15 protein-coding genes are annotated in these 16,390 nt (G+C 60.8%); 10 read left to right on the forward strand and 5 right to left on the reverse strand.

Translation table 11 applies throughout. The features are described from left to right. Nucleotides 1–356: 356 nt before the first annotated feature. Nucleotides 357–1,394, reverse strand: coding sequence for a LacI family DNA-binding transcriptional regulator (locus FJW08_RS30100; protein ID WP_140813478.1), 1,038 nt, complete (start codon nucleotides 1,392–1,394; stop codon nucleotides 357–359). Nucleotides 1,395–1,678: 284 nt separating this feature from the next. Between FJW08_RS30100 and FJW08_RS30105 the strand changes: the two genes are divergently transcribed. The 7 genes from FJW08_RS30105 to FJW08_RS30135 all read left to right on the forward strand — a co-directional run bounded on the left by FJW08_RS30105 (nucleotide 1,679) and on the right by FJW08_RS30135 (nucleotide 7,790). Beyond that, nucleotides 1,679–2,698 (forward strand): sterol desaturase family protein, encoded by a 1,020-nt coding sequence (locus tag FJW08_RS30105; protein WP_140813479.1) that lies wholly within the window; start codon nucleotides 1,679–1,681, stop codon nucleotides 2,696–2,698. A 95-nt stretch (nucleotides 2,699–2,793) separates the two neighbouring features. Beyond that, nucleotides 2,794–3,774 (forward strand): sugar ABC transporter substrate-binding protein, encoded by a 981-nt coding sequence (locus tag FJW08_RS30110; protein WP_140813480.1) that lies wholly within the window; start codon nucleotides 2,794–2,796, stop codon nucleotides 3,772–3,774. Nucleotides 3,775–3,942: 168 nt separating this feature from the next. Further along, entirely contained in the window at nucleotides 3,943–4,944 is a 1,002-nt protein-coding gene (locus FJW08_RS30115) for an ABC transporter permease (protein ID WP_140813501.1), read from the forward strand. Continuing rightward, on the forward strand, nucleotides 4,944–5,741 hold the full coding sequence (locus FJW08_RS30120; RefSeq protein ID WP_140813481.1) for an ATP-binding cassette domain-containing protein: 798 nt from the start codon (nucleotides 4,944–4,946) through the stop codon (nucleotides 5,739–5,741). The genes FJW08_RS30115 and FJW08_RS30120 overlap by 1 nt, the downstream gene beginning before the upstream one ends. Before the next feature lie 131 nt (nucleotides 5,742–5,872). Then, a complete protein-coding gene (locus FJW08_RS30125) occupies nucleotides 5,873–6,184 on the forward strand; it encodes a MocE family 2Fe-2S type ferredoxin (protein ID WP_140764643.1) in 312 nt (103 codons plus the stop codon). A gap of 1 nt (nucleotide 6,185) precedes the next feature. Beyond that, on the forward strand, nucleotides 6,186–6,968 hold the full coding sequence (locus FJW08_RS30130; RefSeq protein ID WP_140813482.1) for a hydroxypyruvate isomerase family protein: 783 nt from the start codon (nucleotides 6,186–6,188) through the stop codon (nucleotides 6,966–6,968). Nucleotides 6,969–6,977: 9 nt separating this feature from the next. Further along, entirely contained in the window at nucleotides 6,978–7,790 is an 813-nt protein-coding gene (locus FJW08_RS30135; protein WP_140813483.1) for a 3-methyl-2-oxobutanoate hydroxymethyltransferase, read from the forward strand. A 531-nt stretch (nucleotides 7,791–8,321) separates the two neighbouring features. Here the strand turns inward: FJW08_RS30135 and FJW08_RS30140 are convergent. The 3 genes from FJW08_RS30140 to FJW08_RS30150 all read right to left on the reverse strand — a co-directional run bounded on the left by FJW08_RS30140 (nucleotide 8,322) and on the right by FJW08_RS30150 (nucleotide 12,192). Beyond that, nucleotides 8,322–8,957, reverse strand: a complete 636-nt coding sequence (locus tag FJW08_RS30140; protein WP_224615442.1) for a Crp/Fnr family transcriptional regulator — start codon at nucleotides 8,955–8,957, stop codon at nucleotides 8,322–8,324. 223 nt (nucleotides 8,958–9,180) lie between these two features. Then, entirely contained in the window at nucleotides 9,181–9,462 is a 282-nt protein-coding gene (locus FJW08_RS30145; protein WP_140764631.1) for a hypothetical protein, read from the reverse strand. Between the two features lie 429 nt (nucleotides 9,463–9,891). Then, on the reverse strand, nucleotides 9,892–12,192 hold the full coding sequence (locus FJW08_RS30150) for a mannose-1-phosphate guanylyltransferase/mannose-6-phosphate isomerase (RefSeq protein ID WP_140764628.1): 2,301 nt from the start codon (nucleotides 12,190–12,192) through the stop codon (nucleotides 9,892–9,894). Between the two features lie 593 nt (nucleotides 12,193–12,785). On the opposite strand from FJW08_RS30150, the gene FJW08_RS30155 reads away from it, so the two are divergent. The 3 genes from FJW08_RS30155 to FJW08_RS30165 all read left to right on the forward strand — a co-directional run bounded on the left by FJW08_RS30155 (nucleotide 12,786) and on the right by FJW08_RS30165 (nucleotide 16,100). Next, nucleotides 12,786–13,109, forward strand: coding sequence for a hypothetical protein (locus FJW08_RS30155; RefSeq protein WP_140813485.1), 324 nt, complete (start codon nucleotides 12,786–12,788; stop codon nucleotides 13,107–13,109). 174 nt (nucleotides 13,110–13,283) lie between these two features. Continuing rightward, nucleotides 13,284–15,140, forward strand: a complete 1,857-nt coding sequence (locus FJW08_RS30160; RefSeq protein WP_140813486.1) for a GNVR domain-containing protein — start codon at nucleotides 13,284–13,286, stop codon at nucleotides 15,138–15,140. 156 nt (nucleotides 15,141–15,296) lie between these two features. Next, the gene (locus tag FJW08_RS30165; protein WP_140764616.1) at nucleotides 15,297–16,100 is read left to right on the forward strand and encodes a sugar transferase; all 804 of its coding nucleotides are present in this window, start codon (nucleotides 15,297–15,299) and stop codon (nucleotides 16,098–16,100) included. A gap of 12 nt (nucleotides 16,101–16,112) precedes the next feature. Here FJW08_RS30165 and FJW08_RS30170 read toward each other — a convergent pair whose 3' ends face one another. After that, nucleotides 16,113–16,343 (reverse strand): hypothetical protein, encoded by a 231-nt coding sequence (locus tag FJW08_RS30170; RefSeq protein WP_140764613.1) that lies wholly within the window; start codon nucleotides 16,341–16,343, stop codon nucleotides 16,113–16,115. Nucleotides 16,344–16,390: the final 47 nt, after the last annotated feature.

Below are 16,390 nucleotides of genomic sequence, written 5' to 3' on the forward strand. Positions count from 1 at the left end.
TGCCGACAACATCGCGCGGAGGCGCAACGAAGCCGCCTGTCCGCATCCATCCCGGCGCTTCCCGGCGACGGTCGCGCTATCGCCGACATCAGCCGCAAATCGAAATCCCCATAGACATCGACTGTGGCCCGCGGGTTCCTGCATGAGAGGCTTTCGTACGCCTGACGGCACCCGAAACCCTTCCCATGTCGGCCGTTTTCCGGCGTGTTGGACTTTGTCCAAGAGCGGACGTCCGTGGCAAGCTATGCGTCGATGCCAGAAATGTCGTGCCCCATCTCGCCCCTGATGAGGATAGGCGCAGCGTTTTTGTCGGAACCTCCATATGAATCTCCTAACGCTGTGCTGTAATCTTTGCTCTAAATATTCTCCCGCGTGTATATCTCGAACGGCAAGATGGCGGTCAAATTGCCACCATCGTTCGGGGCGGCAACGGCGCGGACCATACCGGTCAGCGCTTCGAGCGCGATTCGGGCGAGCGGGTGCGAGATGATGAAGGTCAGCGTGCCGTCAAGCAGCGCCGGGCGGGTCGACTCCATCAACTCATAGCCGACGACGACGATGCTGCCGGCGCGGCCGGTGGAGCGCAGGGCCGCGATAGTGCCGGTGATGCCACCACCGGCGACATAGAGGCCGGACAGATCCGGATTTTCGTTCAGTAGCTTCTCGGTCATCTCCTGTGCGATGGCGCTCGATTCGAAGGTCAGCAGCGGCTCCAGCAGCGTGAAATCAGGGGCGTGCTCGCGGAAATAGGAGCGGAAGCCGCTCTCGTTCATTTCCTGGCAGCGATAGCGGTGATTGCCGACAAGGATGCCGAGCTTGCCGGGCGCCCTGCAGACATGCTCGAACACCCAGGCTGCGGTGCGGCCGACCTTCCAGCCGTCCAGTCCGACGTAATGAATCTGACCCGTCGCCGATATCTGCGAGATCAGCGCAAACACCGGAACGTTGCGGGCCTGCAGCGCATCGACCGCCTGGGTGACAAGCGGATGGACGGCGGCGACGACGCCGACGGCGTCGCATTCGGCGCCGAGCGCCAGCAGGCGCGCTCCGACATTCTGCGGCGACAGGTCGTCGAGAAACTCGATTCGCAGCTCTATCTCGCAGTCGGGCATGGTCGGCGCCACCGCGCGCAGCGCCTCGGCGATGTTGCGGTAGAAGGCGCGGCCGGGCTGGTGCAGCAGGAAGCCAAAGCGGTAGTGCGGCCGGGCGGCCGCTATGCGGCTGCGCAGCGCGCCCATGCCGTAGAAGCCGATCTGCTCCGCCGCCAGCCTGACACGCTCGCGCGTGCCTTGGCGGACGGCGCCGGCGCCGCTCAGCACCCGGTTGACGGTGGCCACCGAAACATTCGCCTCGGCGGCCACATCCCTGATCGTCGGCCGCTTGTTCTGATCCATTTCGTCTCATCCGCCTGTAGCAATTGATACGAAGATATCATTTGTCGTGCCAGATTGACATGAATGACACAATTAGTTTGGAACAAACATTCTATTCTTGATTCATTTTGGATCAAGATGTTTATCTCGTCAAAAGCAAGCAAGGCGGACGCACCGCCAGCCCAGGGATAGCAGCAGCACAGCGCATACGGGTTTCGCCCATCGCTCTCAGGCGGTGTGAGGCAGCGCGCGCGTGCGGCCCGTCCCAAGGCGTTGCAGGTGCGGCATTGCGGGTGGAGGATTGCATGGACGATCTCAAATACGGCGTGCGCGACAAGCGCGGCGACTGGAAGCCGAACGGACGCATCGAGGCAGCGCCGTTGTGGAACTGGCCGCCCGGGCTGCCGAAGATCCTGGCGTGGCTGCCCGGTTATATCTGGCCGTGGAATGCTTTCCACATGGCCACGGCGCTGCTCTACTGGTTCTATATCGTCCCGAGCGTCGAGACGATGAAGACGATCAGCTGGGGCTGGGCGCTGTGGCTCTACGCCGTCAACGCGGCAGCGATCCTCGTCTTCTACGGCATCTTCGAGCTGCGCTACTACATCAAGCGAACCCAGGCGACGCGGTTCAAGTACAACCACAAATTCCCTGCCGACGCGCCCTCCGACGTGTTCTGGTTCCAGAGCCAGAACCTCGACAACTTCCTGCGCTCGTTCTTCATCACCATTCCGCTATGGACGGTGGTCGAAGTCGTCTTCCTGTGGTGCTTTGCCAATGGCTACGTGCCGTGGGTTGGCTGGCAAGATCACCCGGTCTACCTCGCCGCACTTGTGCTGGTCGCGCCGGCCATCCACGAGGTGCATTTCTTCTTCATCCACCGCCTGATCCACTGGGCCCCGCTCTATCGCTGGATCCATTCGGTCCACCACAACTCGATCAACCCGTCGCCGTGGTCATCGCTGTCGATGCATCCGGTGGAGGGGTTCCTCTATCACGCGGTCGCCTTCTGGCATCTGGTCATCCCGTCCAATCCGATTGTCGCGCTGTTCCAGCTGCATATCGCCGGCTTCGGTGCGGTCAACGGCCATCTCGGCTTCGATAAGCTGGAGGTGACCGAGGACACAGCGGTCGAGAGCCACGCTTACGCACACTACCTGCATCACAAATATTTCGAGGTGAACTACGGCGGTGACGGGCTGATCCCGCTCGATCGATGGTTCGGCACTTGGCACGACGGCACCAAGCAAGGCGACGCCATGATGGACGCCCGCTTCCAGAAAAAGAAGGAACGTATGAACGCCAAGGCCGCGGCGAACCATTGATCAAGCGACGCAACGCGCAACGGGAGAGGTGCGCGCCTGCGGATGAATTCGATTTTTTCTAAACCGTCTGACGACGGCAACCGGGAGGAAATGAAATGAAAACGATCACGAAACTGGTGACGGCGATCATGCTTGCGGGCGTGGCGGCGATATCGTCCACGGCAGCCATGGCCGATGGCGCGAAGATCTTCGTCATCGGCGGTAAGGCGGACGACCCGTTCTGGTCGAAGGTCAAGAAGGGCGCCGACGATGCCGGCAAGGTCGCCGAACTAACCGGCGGCTCGGTGACCTGGCTCGGTCCGCAGAACTATGACAATCTCGGTCCGGATGCGGCCAAGTTGATTCGCACCGCGCTCAGCCAGAAGCCGAGCGCCATTGTCGGCCCGGACTGGGTGCCCGAGGCCATGGACGATGCTTTCAAGGAAGTCGTTGCGGCAGGCGTGCCGCTCATCATCTACAATTCCGGCGGCATGGACGCGGCCAAGCGGCTCGGTGCCATGAACTATGTCGGCAATGAAGAATACGCCGCTGGCCTGGGCGGCGGCACCTATTACGGCAGCCATGGTTCCAAGAACGTGCTGTGCGTCAACACTTTGCCGGGCGCCACCAACACCGAAGACCGCTGCAAGGGCATTGCCGACGCCATCGCCAAGAGCGGCGGCAAATCGAGCCAGTTGCCGCTGCCGTCGTCGAGCTTCGGCAACCCGACAGCAGTCGCAGAGGCGATCAAGGCCGCCGTGCTGAAGGACAACACCATCGACGGTGTCATCACCATCAGCGCCGGCGACGCCAACAGTGCCGCCAACGCCATCAGCCAGGCCAATGCCGGCGAAAAGGTCAAGCTGGCTTCGTTCGACATGGATGAGACCGGCCTGCAGCGCATCAAGGCTGGCACGCAGATGTTCGCTGTCGACCAGCAGCCTTATCTGCAGGGCTTTCTCGCGGTGTCGCTGCTGAACGGCTTCGTCAATTATGGGCTCGACCTGCCGACCAAGCCGGTGCTGACCGGGCCGGGGATCGTGGACGCCGCCAATGTCGATGCGACGATGGCTGGTGCCGCGGCCGGCGCTCGCTAGCTTCTGCAGACAGAATGTCCGGCCCATCCGCGGGCCGGACATCATCTGCCACGCGCCGCCGACTACTGGCAGCGCCAGGCTCCCATTGTTCAAGCCAGGGACATTTCGATGACATCCCAAGCCCATGACCAACTCGCCGTGGTAGCGACTGCGCCCCCGCAATCTTCGATGCCCTGGATCGGCAGCCTCGTGCGCCGGCCCGAGGTCGGTTCGCTGATCGGCATGGTCGCCGTTCTGATCTTCTTCTCGATCTTCGGCGGCGCCAATTTCATGTCGGCCGGAGGTGCCGCGAGCTGGCTCAACGTCGCCTCGGAACTCGGCATCATCGCGCTTCCCATCGGGTTGCTGATGATCGCCGGGCACCTCGATCTCTCCGTCGGCTCGATGGTCCCCGCCAGTTCGATGACCATTGCCATCCTGTCGGGCCACTACGACCTGCCGATCATCGTCGGCATCCTCGCCGCGCTTGGCCTTGGGCTCGCCGTCGGCTTCATCAACGGCGTGCTGGTGATCCGCACCAAAGTGCCGTCCTTCGTCGTTACGCTCGCCACGCTGTTCGCATTGGCTGGCCTGACGCTCGGCCTCTCGGTCATCCTGTCCGGCAGCACCAGCGTCGCGCTGAAGAGTGGCTCCACCGCCAAGCTGCTGTTCGGCGACTATCTCGGCGGCAAGTTCGAGGTGACGCTGTTCTGGTGGATCGCCGCCGTTTTGATCGTCGGCTTCATCCTGAACTTCTCGCGCTTCGGCAACTGGATCCTGGCCATGGGCGGCGACGCGGTGAGCGCCCGCAATGCCGGCATCCCGACCGACCGGGTGACCATCGCGCTGTTCATGAGCAGCGGCCTGTGCGCCTCCTTCGTCGGCATGTCGCAGGCGATCCTCTACAACAGTGCCCAGGTGGCCGCCGGCCAGTCCTTCATCTTCAACTCGATCATCGCGGTGGTCATCGGCGGCGTGCTGCTCACCGGCGGCTACGGATCGGTGGTCGGCATCGTGCTCGGCACGCTGACCTTCGCCATCGTCAATCAGGGCATTTTCTACACCGGCTTCGACGCCAACTGGGCAAGCCTGATCATCGGCGTCCTGCTGCTGGCGGCCGTGCTGATGAACAACACTTTCCGCACCATGGCGTTGACCTACGCGCCGCGCACCAAACCGAGGGCACGCTGATGACCACGCCCCTGCTCAGGCTGACTGGAATCAACAAGTCGTTCGGCCCGATCGACGTGCTCCATGACATTTCGCTCGAGGTCAACAGAGGCGAGGTGCTGTGCCTGCTCGGCGACAATGGTGCCGGCAAGTCGACGCTGATCAAGATCCTCTCCGGTGTCCACAAGCCCACGTCGGGCACGATGGAGATGGACGGCAAATCCGTGGCCTTCGATAGCCCCCGCGACGCCGGTGACCATGGCATCGCCACCGTCCACCAGTTCGGCGGGACATTCCCGCTGATGAGCATCGGCCGCTCCTTCTTCGTCGGCGCCGAGCCGACGCGGCGCTGGGGGCCGCTGACCATCTACGACCGCAAACGGGCCAACGAGATCGCCGTCACCGAGATGCGCCAGCTCGGCATCACCCGCATCGACGACGGCGACCGCCTCGTCGGCGGACTGTCCGGTGGCGAACGCCAGGCGCTGGCCATCGCGCGCGCCGTCCACTTCGGCGCCAGCGTGCTGATCCTCGACGAGCCGACCGCGGCACTCGGTGTCAAGGAGGCGGCGCACGTGCTGCGCATCGTCCTGCAAGCGCGCCGCAAGGGCATCGCGGTCATCTTCATCACCCACAATGTCGTCCACGCGCTGACCGTCGGCGACCACTTCGCCGTCCTCATCAGAGGTTCCAAGGCCGCCGACTTCCGCAAGGGTGAGAAAAGCCGCGAGGCCGTTACCGACCTGATGGCCGGCGGCGAGCAGATGGCTGAACTCGAAGCCGAGATCGAGAGGTTCTCCGCAGCTGATGTCGGGTAAGCGCCGCGCGGCACGAGCAATGCGTGACCAGTGAAGACGCCCCTCCTTCCTCCCGGGCATCTTCCTGTGCGGCCGGCGGAATTCTGCCGGCCGCATTTTCGACCAACCAAAGAACAGACGGCAGAGTGACAATGGCAAAATGGATTGATGCGTGCGCGACCGATGACATCGATGAAGAGGACGTCATCCGCTTCGATCACGAGGCCCGGACATTCGCCATCTACCGCAGCCCCGACGATGCATTCTTCTGCACCGACGGGCTGTGCACGCATGAGAAGGTGCATCTCAGCGACGGGCTGGTTATGGAGCACAGGATCGAATGCCCGAAGCACAGCGGCGTGTTCGATTACCGGACCGGCGAAGCGCTACGCGCACCGGTCTGCGTGAACCTGAAAACCTACGCCACGAAGGTCGAGGACGGCCGCGTGTACATCGAGGTCTGACATGTCCGATACTTTTACACTGGCGGCTTGTGTCGAAATGCTGTGGCGCGACAAGCCGATGGAATGGCGCGTGCGGCGCCTCACCGAAATGGGTTTTCAGGTCGGCCTCTGGAACTGGCCCGAGCACGATCTCGCAATGCTGGAAAGATCCGGCGCGACTTTCTCGATCATGAACGGTTATTTGCGCGGCCGGCTGGCCGATGACGAAGGTGCTGCCGAACTGTTGAAGACGGCGAAGGAGACCGCGGCGGTCGGCAAACGCCTCGGCGTCGCGCGGCTCAATCTGCACGGCACCGGGCTGGGTGATGGCGGTCTGCCGGTCACGCCGTGCGAGATCGTCACCGGCGCCATGTGGCTCAAGGCGCGCGACACGCTGAACCGCATTGCCGACCTTGCCGAGACGGAAGGCGTGACCTTCACGCTGGAGAATCTGAACCTGCCGGTCGACCATCCCGGCGTGCCGTTTGGGCGCGCTGAGGACACACTGGCGCTGGTCTCGAGCGTCAACCGTTCGGGGCTCCGCCTCAATCTCGACCTCTATCACGCGCAGATCGGCGAAGGGAACCTGATCGAGCTGTGCCGGGCCTGCCTACCTTGGATCGGCGAGGTCCAGGTGGCCGATGTGCCCGGACGCATGGAGCCTGGCACCGGCGAGATCAATTACCGGGGTATCGCCCGTGCGCTGAAGGACATGGGCTATCGCGGACCGGTGGGCATGGAGGCATTCGCCTCCGGCAATCCCGAGGCGGCGCTGCAAGCCTTCCGCGAAGCTTTCACGATCTGAGGGAACAAAATGGTCACCAAGAGCACCCGGCCCACCGTCGCCGACATCCGCGCCATGAAGGGCCGCGGACAAAAGATTTCCATGCTGTACGTCACCTCGCTCGACGAGGCGGCGGCGGCGGATGCGGCCGGCGTCGACATGCTTTCGATCGAGGGCCGATTCTTCTCGCCCGAGATGCGCGAGGCGGCGGGCCGCTGCTTCGTACAGGTCGGGCTGCCTTACGGGCCATCCGGCAATCTGGTCACGGCGGAGGACTATCTGAAAACCGCCTACCACTTCATGCGCATCGGCGGCGACTGCTTCTACTGTGCCGCCTCGCTCGATATCCAGAAGACGCTCTGCGACAACGCCGTGCCTGTCGTTGCCCATGTTGGCCTGATCCCCTCGCAATGCACTTGGACCGGCGGTTTCAAGGCTGTCGGCAGGACGGCCGACAGCGCGCGTGCGGTGTGGGACCACGTCAAGCGGCTGGAAGCCATCGGCTGCTTCGGCGCCGAACTGGAAGTGGTGCCAGACCGCGTTGCCGAACTGATTACCAGGAGCACACCGATGATCATGCTGGGCATGGGCGCCGGGCCGCATGCCGACGCGCAGTATCTGTTCAGCGAGGACGTGCTCGGCCACACATCAGGCCACAAGCCGCGCCACGCCAAGACCTACCGCAACTTCGCCGCCGAATATGAGCGGCTGCAGCGCGAGCGCATCGCCGCCTATCGCGAGTTCACCTCCGACGTCCAGACCGGCGCCTATCCCGAGCCACAGCACGTGGTTCAGATCACTGATGACGAGTTCTCCACCTTCAGGACCGCTCTCAGGCTTTAGGAAGCCAAGATACTCAACAGGCCGCGAGATTCTCTTGAAGGTCAGCTATCTCCGCTACGGACACAAAGGCGGACAATCTGGTGTACGGATCAAAGCTCGTTTCAGACGGTCTGTCGTATATCGAAGTTCTAGCATGCCGTCCTTCAGGCTCTGCGTCCTCGTTCAAAATTGTAGGACTGCCTAAAAGCAAGGGCAAGCCCGACTTGGATGGCTGGGCTCTCCAAATCGGTCTGAACAGCGAGTCCGCAATGCTCGGTTTGCACTCGATCCCTTCCGTTCCCGGCGATGGTGGTCGTCCGATAGGATTAATTGCGCTCTCGCTAACATAAGATATACCAATCCTTGCGGGAGGCCCCCCGACCGCGATGGCCGGTGCGGTCCACGTCCCCAAAACCCCAAAACCGCCCCGGCCATTCCAGCGTTGTGTCCCATCCGGGGATTAAGCGTTTCGCCCCAGCCGTGCACTGGGACGGCAATGCCCTCCTCGCTCAGGACCGCATTTCGATGCCAAGTCGCTCCTACACCCAGATGTCAACTGTCGATATAGCTGCGCTCGAAACCCGCATATTCCGTCATGCCTCGTAGGTCGAGCACGCGAACACGGCCTTGCCGGAATTCGAGAAATTTACGCTCACGCAGTTCGCGCAGCATCCTGTTGACATGAATCGGAGTGAGGCCAAGGGCGTCCGCGAGATCGTACTGGGTCAACGGGCATTCATAGCTATCGCGGGTAACGGAGCCTATGAGTTCCAGGCGCGTTCTCAATTCGAGGAACAGATGTGCGGTCCGCGCCAAGGCACTGCGTCGACCAACATTGGTGAGATGTTCAGCGATGACGGCACCGTTGTGCCCAAGAGCCTCGACGATCAGGGAGAAAAGGTGGGGGGATTTCATGGCTGTGAGCGTAAATGTCTTGGTTGAGGCTACCAAGACGTTCAGGTCGGTTTGAGCAACAAACGTTTCAAGCGCGCCACCCCCGTTCGACCGGGACATGACGAGATCGCCTCTCAGGGCAAAATCCAGGATCTGTCGCTGCCCCCCTGCAAGTTCGTGCGACAGGCAACCCCACCCCGACTCGACGATGAATACGCGGTCATTGTCCTCACCCTGGCTGAAAATGACCGTCCCAGGTGGATAACGCTTCGGTGTGAACCCCAGCGTCTTCATGAGCGCCGAATCTTCGTCGGCAAGCCTGATATACGATGACCGCTTTTCGTTCCCGCCCAAAGACTGTGAAGCGTACAACATCTATAACCCCGCCCGATGTCTTCACTTTCTATCCCCTCGGATCGAATGTACATCAAAATTTGGCGTGATGGGTACCTGTGCGACGTCGCCACAGCTACGCAGCATGGGAAAGCAAAGAGTCGTACGGTCGCAACCGCAGCAGCTAGCTTTTATTTCTTGTGAAATTTTCTTGCATGGACTCGACTATTTCCGCGGCGATGAAGCTGCTGCGATTGTCCACTTGGCCGGCGGCATTTCGCAAGGTCCTTGATGCGTCCTTGAGCAACCCTCTTATCTGTCTTGCCGACAACAATTCCGATGCCTCAAGTTCAAGCAGCACCGATTCACTCACGTGCAACGCGGCAAGGGCAACAGCTCGAGGCCTGGTGGCAAGCAGTTTCAAGAGATCACTGGTGGGCCTAGTACGCGATTTCTTTTTTGCCATAATATGCTTCTCAACTGTCCGGACAAGACGGGTGTTTAGACACACAATCACCTTGCTTTCAGCGATTTAATCGCTATCCGCGGCGGCAACGAAATTGGAAAAGCTCAATCTCGGCGTCCCTTTAGACCTATTTTTAAGCATGCTATCCCGGTTCCGAGCGACGACACAGAGGCAAGCATACCGAATTAGCCGTAGCTTGCCCTTCCACCTTGGGACACCACGATGCCGCCATCACCGCAGACGTCGCATTGGAGAACGGTCGACAAGTCTTCTCTCGTAGAAACCCATGGTCACTTACCCAGCTGACGGGTCGCCGCTTGCCGACCGCGACGGGTCTCGTCACCTTTGATCGGACGGGCACGTCCATCGCTCGCCTGCCACGGTGTCGAATGCTTCCGGACCCCAGCCGGACGAATAGTGTGGTGAAGTTTAGCCTAAAGCCCGCGCGGGGACAGTCTTGCCCAGGTCCAAAGCTGGTATCGGGAAAGGTTCGACCTGACCTTCGGTCTTGTCCAAATACTGCATCAACGCGGTCACCAAGTGGTAGAAGATACTGGCGGGAACCTCCGTGGCCTGTGACCTTCCGCGCTCGTCAATCCTGTCGATCCACAAGCCAAGGGGGGCGGGATCGATATGCCATCGAAAGAGACGGGCGACACGGGCTTCTATCTCTGGTTTCAAATCAGGCCCGCCTATGCCGTCCAGGGCGATGGCTGCCTTGATGGCCTCGCATTGCGGCCAGCTGCGGGAGAGCCGGTCGATGGGCATTCCCTGTCGCGACACAGCCGCGTAAGCCAGACCCGTAGCCCGATTCAATCCGCTGGCGATCGCCGACGAATAGAGCTTCCGTGCATAACTGGCCAAGTCCTTTTGTCCGCTTTTTTTAGCGAAATCGATGAGGAGCGAGGCCCATTCGAAATGGTGGCCGGGTTCGGTCGATAGGCCTTTTTCGCCAGGCAGAGGTAGCCAGTCGACGTCGAAATTTTCTCCTACCGTCCAGCTTTCCTGATCGAAGAAATGGCATCTGAAGAGATCAACCACGCGAGCCGCCCGGCGCAGATAGGTGCGGTCGCCAGTGACGGCATGCCATGCAAGGAAAGCCTCCAGCATGTGCATGTGCGGGTTCGAAAACCGCATCCCGTTGGAGCCGGAGGTTTCCAGAAAGCCGTTCAGACGGTCGTCTTCGAGATGGGCGTCGAGGAAATGAAATGTCTCTTGTGCCAGTCGCAAGGCGTCCCGATGGCCGCATCGATGAGCATGGCAAAGTGCCAGGAGTACGCAGGAATGATCGTACGCGTCCTCCGCAGGGTCAGCCACGCTGCCATTGACATTAAGGGTGCGCACCCAGCCGCCACGGGTTGTGCGGCCATGTTTGGCAATGAAGTCTATGCCATGGGCGATCAGCTTGTCGGCCGGTCCGGCCCAACCGCGTTCCTTGGCTACGGCGAAGGCGTAGATCTGGCGAGCCATGGTGCGCATGCGCTTGGACTTGCCCAGCGGCCTTGTGTCGAAACCGAGAGCCTCGTGAAAGCCGCCGTATACATCATCGACCCCTGCGGTGGACCAAAGCGGCAGGGTTTCATTGAAGAGCCAATGTTCGACGCGCTTGCGCCACGAACCGCTGATGATGACTCGGTCTTCCGATGGCGTGTACTTCGTCTCAAGCCGCCCACTTTTTTCCAACTGCTCGACGACCTTCTTCACGTTCTGGCTGTGGCTGACAGGGGCGACGAACACCGCGTCCGGTGTCGCCACTACCGCCACCCCCTTCATTCCGATGACGGTCAGCAGCCTGCCTTGGCTTCTAAGGTAGGAGCTGTCGCAGTCCATGGCGACGATGTCGCCCATGACGACATTGCCGTTGCCGTCCGTCGGGCTGGCTTCGAGCAGCGATTGCCACGATCCAAGGTCGTCCCAGCGGAAGGAAGCCGTAACCATGGCAATATCGCGTGCATGCTCCATGACGGCATAGTCGATCGAGGTGGAGGGGACGGCCGAGTACAAGCCCTGGGGGAGACAGATACCTGAAAGGTCCGTGCGTGCAGTCTTGTGGGCCCGGTCTGCAGTTTCCCAGATGTCCGGTTGGAAATCGAGAAATGCCCGCCGCATGGTGTCGGCACGAAACAGGAAAATGCCGGCGTTCCAGTAGAATCGTCCTGACGCCAGGTATTCGAGCGCTGTCTCGGCATTCGGCTTTTCGACGAAGCACGAAACCGCAGCCACGCGATCGTCATTTGCGGCAACCTCGATGTAGCCGTATCCAGTTTCCGGATGCGTCGGCTTGATGCCGAAGACGACGATGCTCCCTGCAACGGCGGCAGGAACGCCCGACTCGACGGTCTCCCAGAATTGCGCGTCGGTCGATATCTGATGGTCGGAGGGAACCACGAGCACAAGCGCATCGCTGCCATGTTCCGAGATCGTCTGCAGGGTGGCTATGGCGACGGCCGCGGCGGTATTGCGACCGACAGGCTCGAAGATCGGTTTACCGCCGTTCAGGCCGAGCGAAGCAATGTCTGAGATAACGCGATCGGCATGTCGTTCGGAAGCGATCAGGTAGATCGGTGTCTGACTGTCGGGCCGCGCCTTGAGCCGTCGGACGGTCTTTGCGAGCATTGAGCCGTCGCCCGAAAGGTCGTGGAATTGCTTGGGATTGTCTTCGCGCGAAAGCGGCCACAGGCGCGAGCCCACGCCCCCGCTCATGACAAAACAAACCAGCTGGGATGCCATACTCGAGCCCCTTCTCAAGAAATCTCTGGCTGCAGGCTCCGACCTACGGATCTTGGCGCAGCGGCAGGTCGAGAGCACTGAACATCCGCCGGCGCCTTTTGGACGGAGCAGCGCACCAGAGCCGGACGTTCGGCTTGTCCGATGACGCCGTCACCGTGGCCACCGGCAAGGAGATGGCAGCGGCGGCGGGAAGCAGGCAGACAGCGAAGATGCCTTGCCGACGTCCTGGACGCAAGCCACCCAGGATCAGCCCGGCGATTGGGCGCCATCTTGGCGGCGATGAGATGGTTGCCGAAGTCGCGTCTACTGCCGTCCATCGCGGCGGCCAGCCCGACACCGCCGCGTGACGCAATTGACTTTGTTAAGGACACGTTCCGCTCCGAAATCGCACTCCGACATGAAGGAGGTCTTAGCATGCCGTAGGGCGCCGGCCTCGTCAGGAATTCGGGCAGTCCTGACGCCCAGACACGCACCCCTCATCCAATAGGAGATGCCAGTCGACCGCCGAAAGGATGCCTCGTCCAGGCGAGAGTGTTTTGTATTCTGGAACATGCGTTCCATTCGGGCGCTCACGTCAAGGATTGAGCCGCATAATGCCGTTTCCCGCATTGAGGTCCCCACCGCGCGAAGATGTCGATGAAAGGCGCCTTGGCCGGCTGGTCCGCCTTCTTCAGGCCATGCAAGTCGAAATCGAGAGGGAAGCGCAACTCCATCTATCAGAAGCGGACTGCGCCGCGTTTTCGGTGCAGGCGCTCGACAACGGCGAAAACCTCGAATTCATTTCCGCGAGGATCGACACGCTCACAAATAAGGTGATGTTGAATCACACACGGCAGGCCTCGCTGCAGCGGCAGCTGTCATTTTTGCGCAGGACTCAAGCGGAATTGCAGCGCCTTCTTCCCTCCCATAGGACGTAGTCGCATACGCCAATTGGCGGCGTTTACCTTCCGCACCGCCGGGTTAGTCTTTCGCGGCAATCTGGGATCGCGGGGCCGCAGCTTTCCATGCAGACATCGGCCGGACACCATGCTTCGCCTGCGTCAGGATGGCGCGTGTGCCAGAGTTTCCCGCACGCCTGCAGGAGAAGTTGAATGGACCGCATGTTGCCTCATCAATGGCCTGCGACAACGAACAAGCAGGGTGGCATCAGCCAGGAGTTTATTGGCTTCGCTGATATAACCGGATTTTCTCGGCGTTACCTCGGAACGATCATTGCCTGCCTTGGAGCTGCGCTCTTGGTAGCGTGGTTCTACAACTCGACCACCGACCCGGTCTTTACCGCCAGTGCGCAGATCCTGATCGAGCCGAAAGTGCCCCAACATCTACAGGAGGGCGGAGAAGTAAACCTGTCATTGGACACTGCGCAGGTGGAGAGCCAGATCGCGGTGATGCAGTCGGAAAAGATCGCTGCGATGGTCATCGAGCAGCTGAAACTCGTCGAAGATCCTAAGTTCAATCGTCCACACGCGCCGATTTTGCCGGAGGCATTCAGAAAGATAAAAATGGTCCTGGCTGATGCTTTGGGCGCCCAGAAAAGCGCCAGGCTGACGTCGCTGTGGGAGTATTTCGGCTTGGGCATGCCAGAACCCCCCACATCACTGACCGACTTTCAAAAATTCCGGCACACAATGTCGAGTTTCCGCGACGGCCTCGATATACGCAGGGTCGGTGTTTCCTACGCGATTGACATTTCCTTCACGTCCGTCGATCCCGAGGGCGCATCCAATATTGCCAACGCCACGGCCGACGCCTTCGTGCATGAACAGATCGAAACCAAAGCCGACGCGGCAAGGGAAGGCGGCGCGTGGCTCGAGAAGCGTCTTCAGCAGCTTCGCGCGCAAATGAACGCGGCCATGGCGAAGGCTCAGGAATTCCGTTCTCGGCACGACTACAGCGTCGGCAACGAGTCGCAAAATGAAGATGCCAATACCGCGGATGGCGTCAACGCCGTGCCGACGCTCGAAGAGCTCGAGGTGACTGCCGAAACCTATCAGAAGATGTACGAAAGCTTCCTCCAGGCCTACACCAACTCGGTGAGCCAGCAATCGTATCCGGTGGCCGACGCGAGGGTGATCACGGCCGCGACAGCGCCGCTTTATCCGAGCGCTCCAAGGCCGAAACTGATCCTTGCCTTCGCCGCGATTGCGGGGCTCATTGTCGGCATCGGGATTTCGTTTGTGAGGCACACGCTCGACTGGACTGTCAGGTCGCCGCGGCACATCAGGGAGAACCTGGGTATCGAGTGCGTCGGAGAGTTGCCTTTGACGAGCAAGCGAATGGAATCCGGCCACGTTGACGAGGTCAAGAGACATCCTTACTCACGATACAGCCAGTGCCTCAGGAAGGCACGGGCCGAGATCAGCCTTGCGGAAACCAACCATCAGGTCAAATTCCTCGGGTTGACCGCCGTGTCCAACGGCAGTCCCAAGAGTTCCGTGGCCAGCAATCTCGCCACGCTGTACTCGATGTCCGGTCTGAAGACGCTGGTGATCGACGCCGATGTCCGGCGATCGGTGACCACCATCCGGCTGCTCGGCCGTTCAGTTGCCTACGACAGACTGTGCCAGGACCCGATCCGGCTCAGCATCGTGCGCGCACCAGGCCGGTCGTTCGACCTGCTTCGCAGTTCCGTGGTGGAGGGCACCGACCTGTTGATGCCCCGCAATATGGAGGCGTTCCTCTCGGAGGTTACCGCTTTTGCTCTCGCCGATCACGAACTTGGCGCCTACGACGTTGTCATCGTAGACCTGCCCACACTGGCCTCGGGAGCCGACGAACTGATTGTCGGGTCCGTTCTGGACGGTGTCGTCATCGTTGCGGAATGGGGCAAGACGCATTCCGAAACGCTGCGGGACCTTGTCCGAGCGTTGCAGGCCAGCAGGGCGCATGTGCTTGGAGTCCTTCTGGCGAACGCTCGGACGATGACATCCAAACATCGCACGACATGAAAATGGCAGATGCGAAGTCGTCGAAAGCCTGGAAGACGTTCAGGATCATCCCTTGGCATTAGGGGTTGGTGTGGGGCGCGTACCGCTACCTCCTTTGCCTTTCTTGCCGACCCTCCCCGAGATTGGGAAAGTGTCAAAGTCAAACAACTCGAAACAATGATCGTCATGACAAACGCCTTCGAGAAGCAGTCACATCTCGCACCCCCGATTTGGGACCAGCCATCCGTTCCGGTGGCAGTCGACAACCGACCGGTCCTGCATGTTGTTTCCGCTCCCGACCACGACAGTGGCGGGGTGTTGTTGATCGACTCGTCGCCCACCATCAGGGCAGGTTCGATGAATCCTCCCGTGGGAGGTCTTCTGAAGCGAATTCTGGATTTGATCATAGCAGTCACGGCGCTTGTCATGGCAGCGCCGGTAATGATTGCTGTTGCCCTGCTCATCAGGACCACGACAGGGGGCTCGGCGGTGTTCCCGCACAGCCGGATCGGCTTCGGCGGAAGACCGTTCAACTGCTATAAGTTCCGTTCGATGGTCGGCAATTCGGAAGCCGTTTTGAAAGCCTGCCTCGAATCCAATCCCGACATCAAAATGGAGTGGGAAAAGACCCACAAGATCAGGAACGACCCGCGCGTGACGTTCCTCGGGCGAATGCTCCGAAGGTCAAGCCTCGATGAACTCCCCCAACTCTATAACATTATCCGCGGCGACATGAGTTGCGTGGGGCCGAGGCCCGTCGTGAAGGAAGAACTCGAGCTTTACGGCGACCACGTGGCGGACTATCTCCGCGCCAGGCCGGGACTGACCGGTCTTTGGCAGGTGAGCGGAAGAAGCAGCGTGGACTATGCCACACGCGTGGCGCTGGACAGCCAGTATGTTCGGAACTGGTCTGTCTGGTCCGACATCGTGATCCTGTTCAGGACCGTCTTCGCGGTGATGCGCTTCGACAGGACCTCCTAACGTCCTCACGCGTCACTCTGTGGTTCGCCTCCAGCGGACGGACAGAAACACGCCGATGATGTACGCGCCTGCCAACACGAATGCCAGGATAAGGAATTTGAGGACGCTCACATGGCCGGGAAATCCAAAGCCGTTCCAGGCCAAGCTTCCAATGGCAAGCAGGGCGGTCGCCGCGAGCAGGGCGGGAACCTTGAACCGCAGGCCTATCAGAGCGCCCGCAGCCGCCAGGGCGATTAGTGTCATGAGCACCGACATCTCCAGTGGCAGGACGGATCAACTCACTGCGGCAC

This window comes from Mesorhizobium sp. B3-2-1 (assembly GCF_006439515.1).
Lineage (GTDB): Bacteria > Pseudomonadota > Alphaproteobacteria > Rhizobiales > Rhizobiaceae > Mesorhizobium.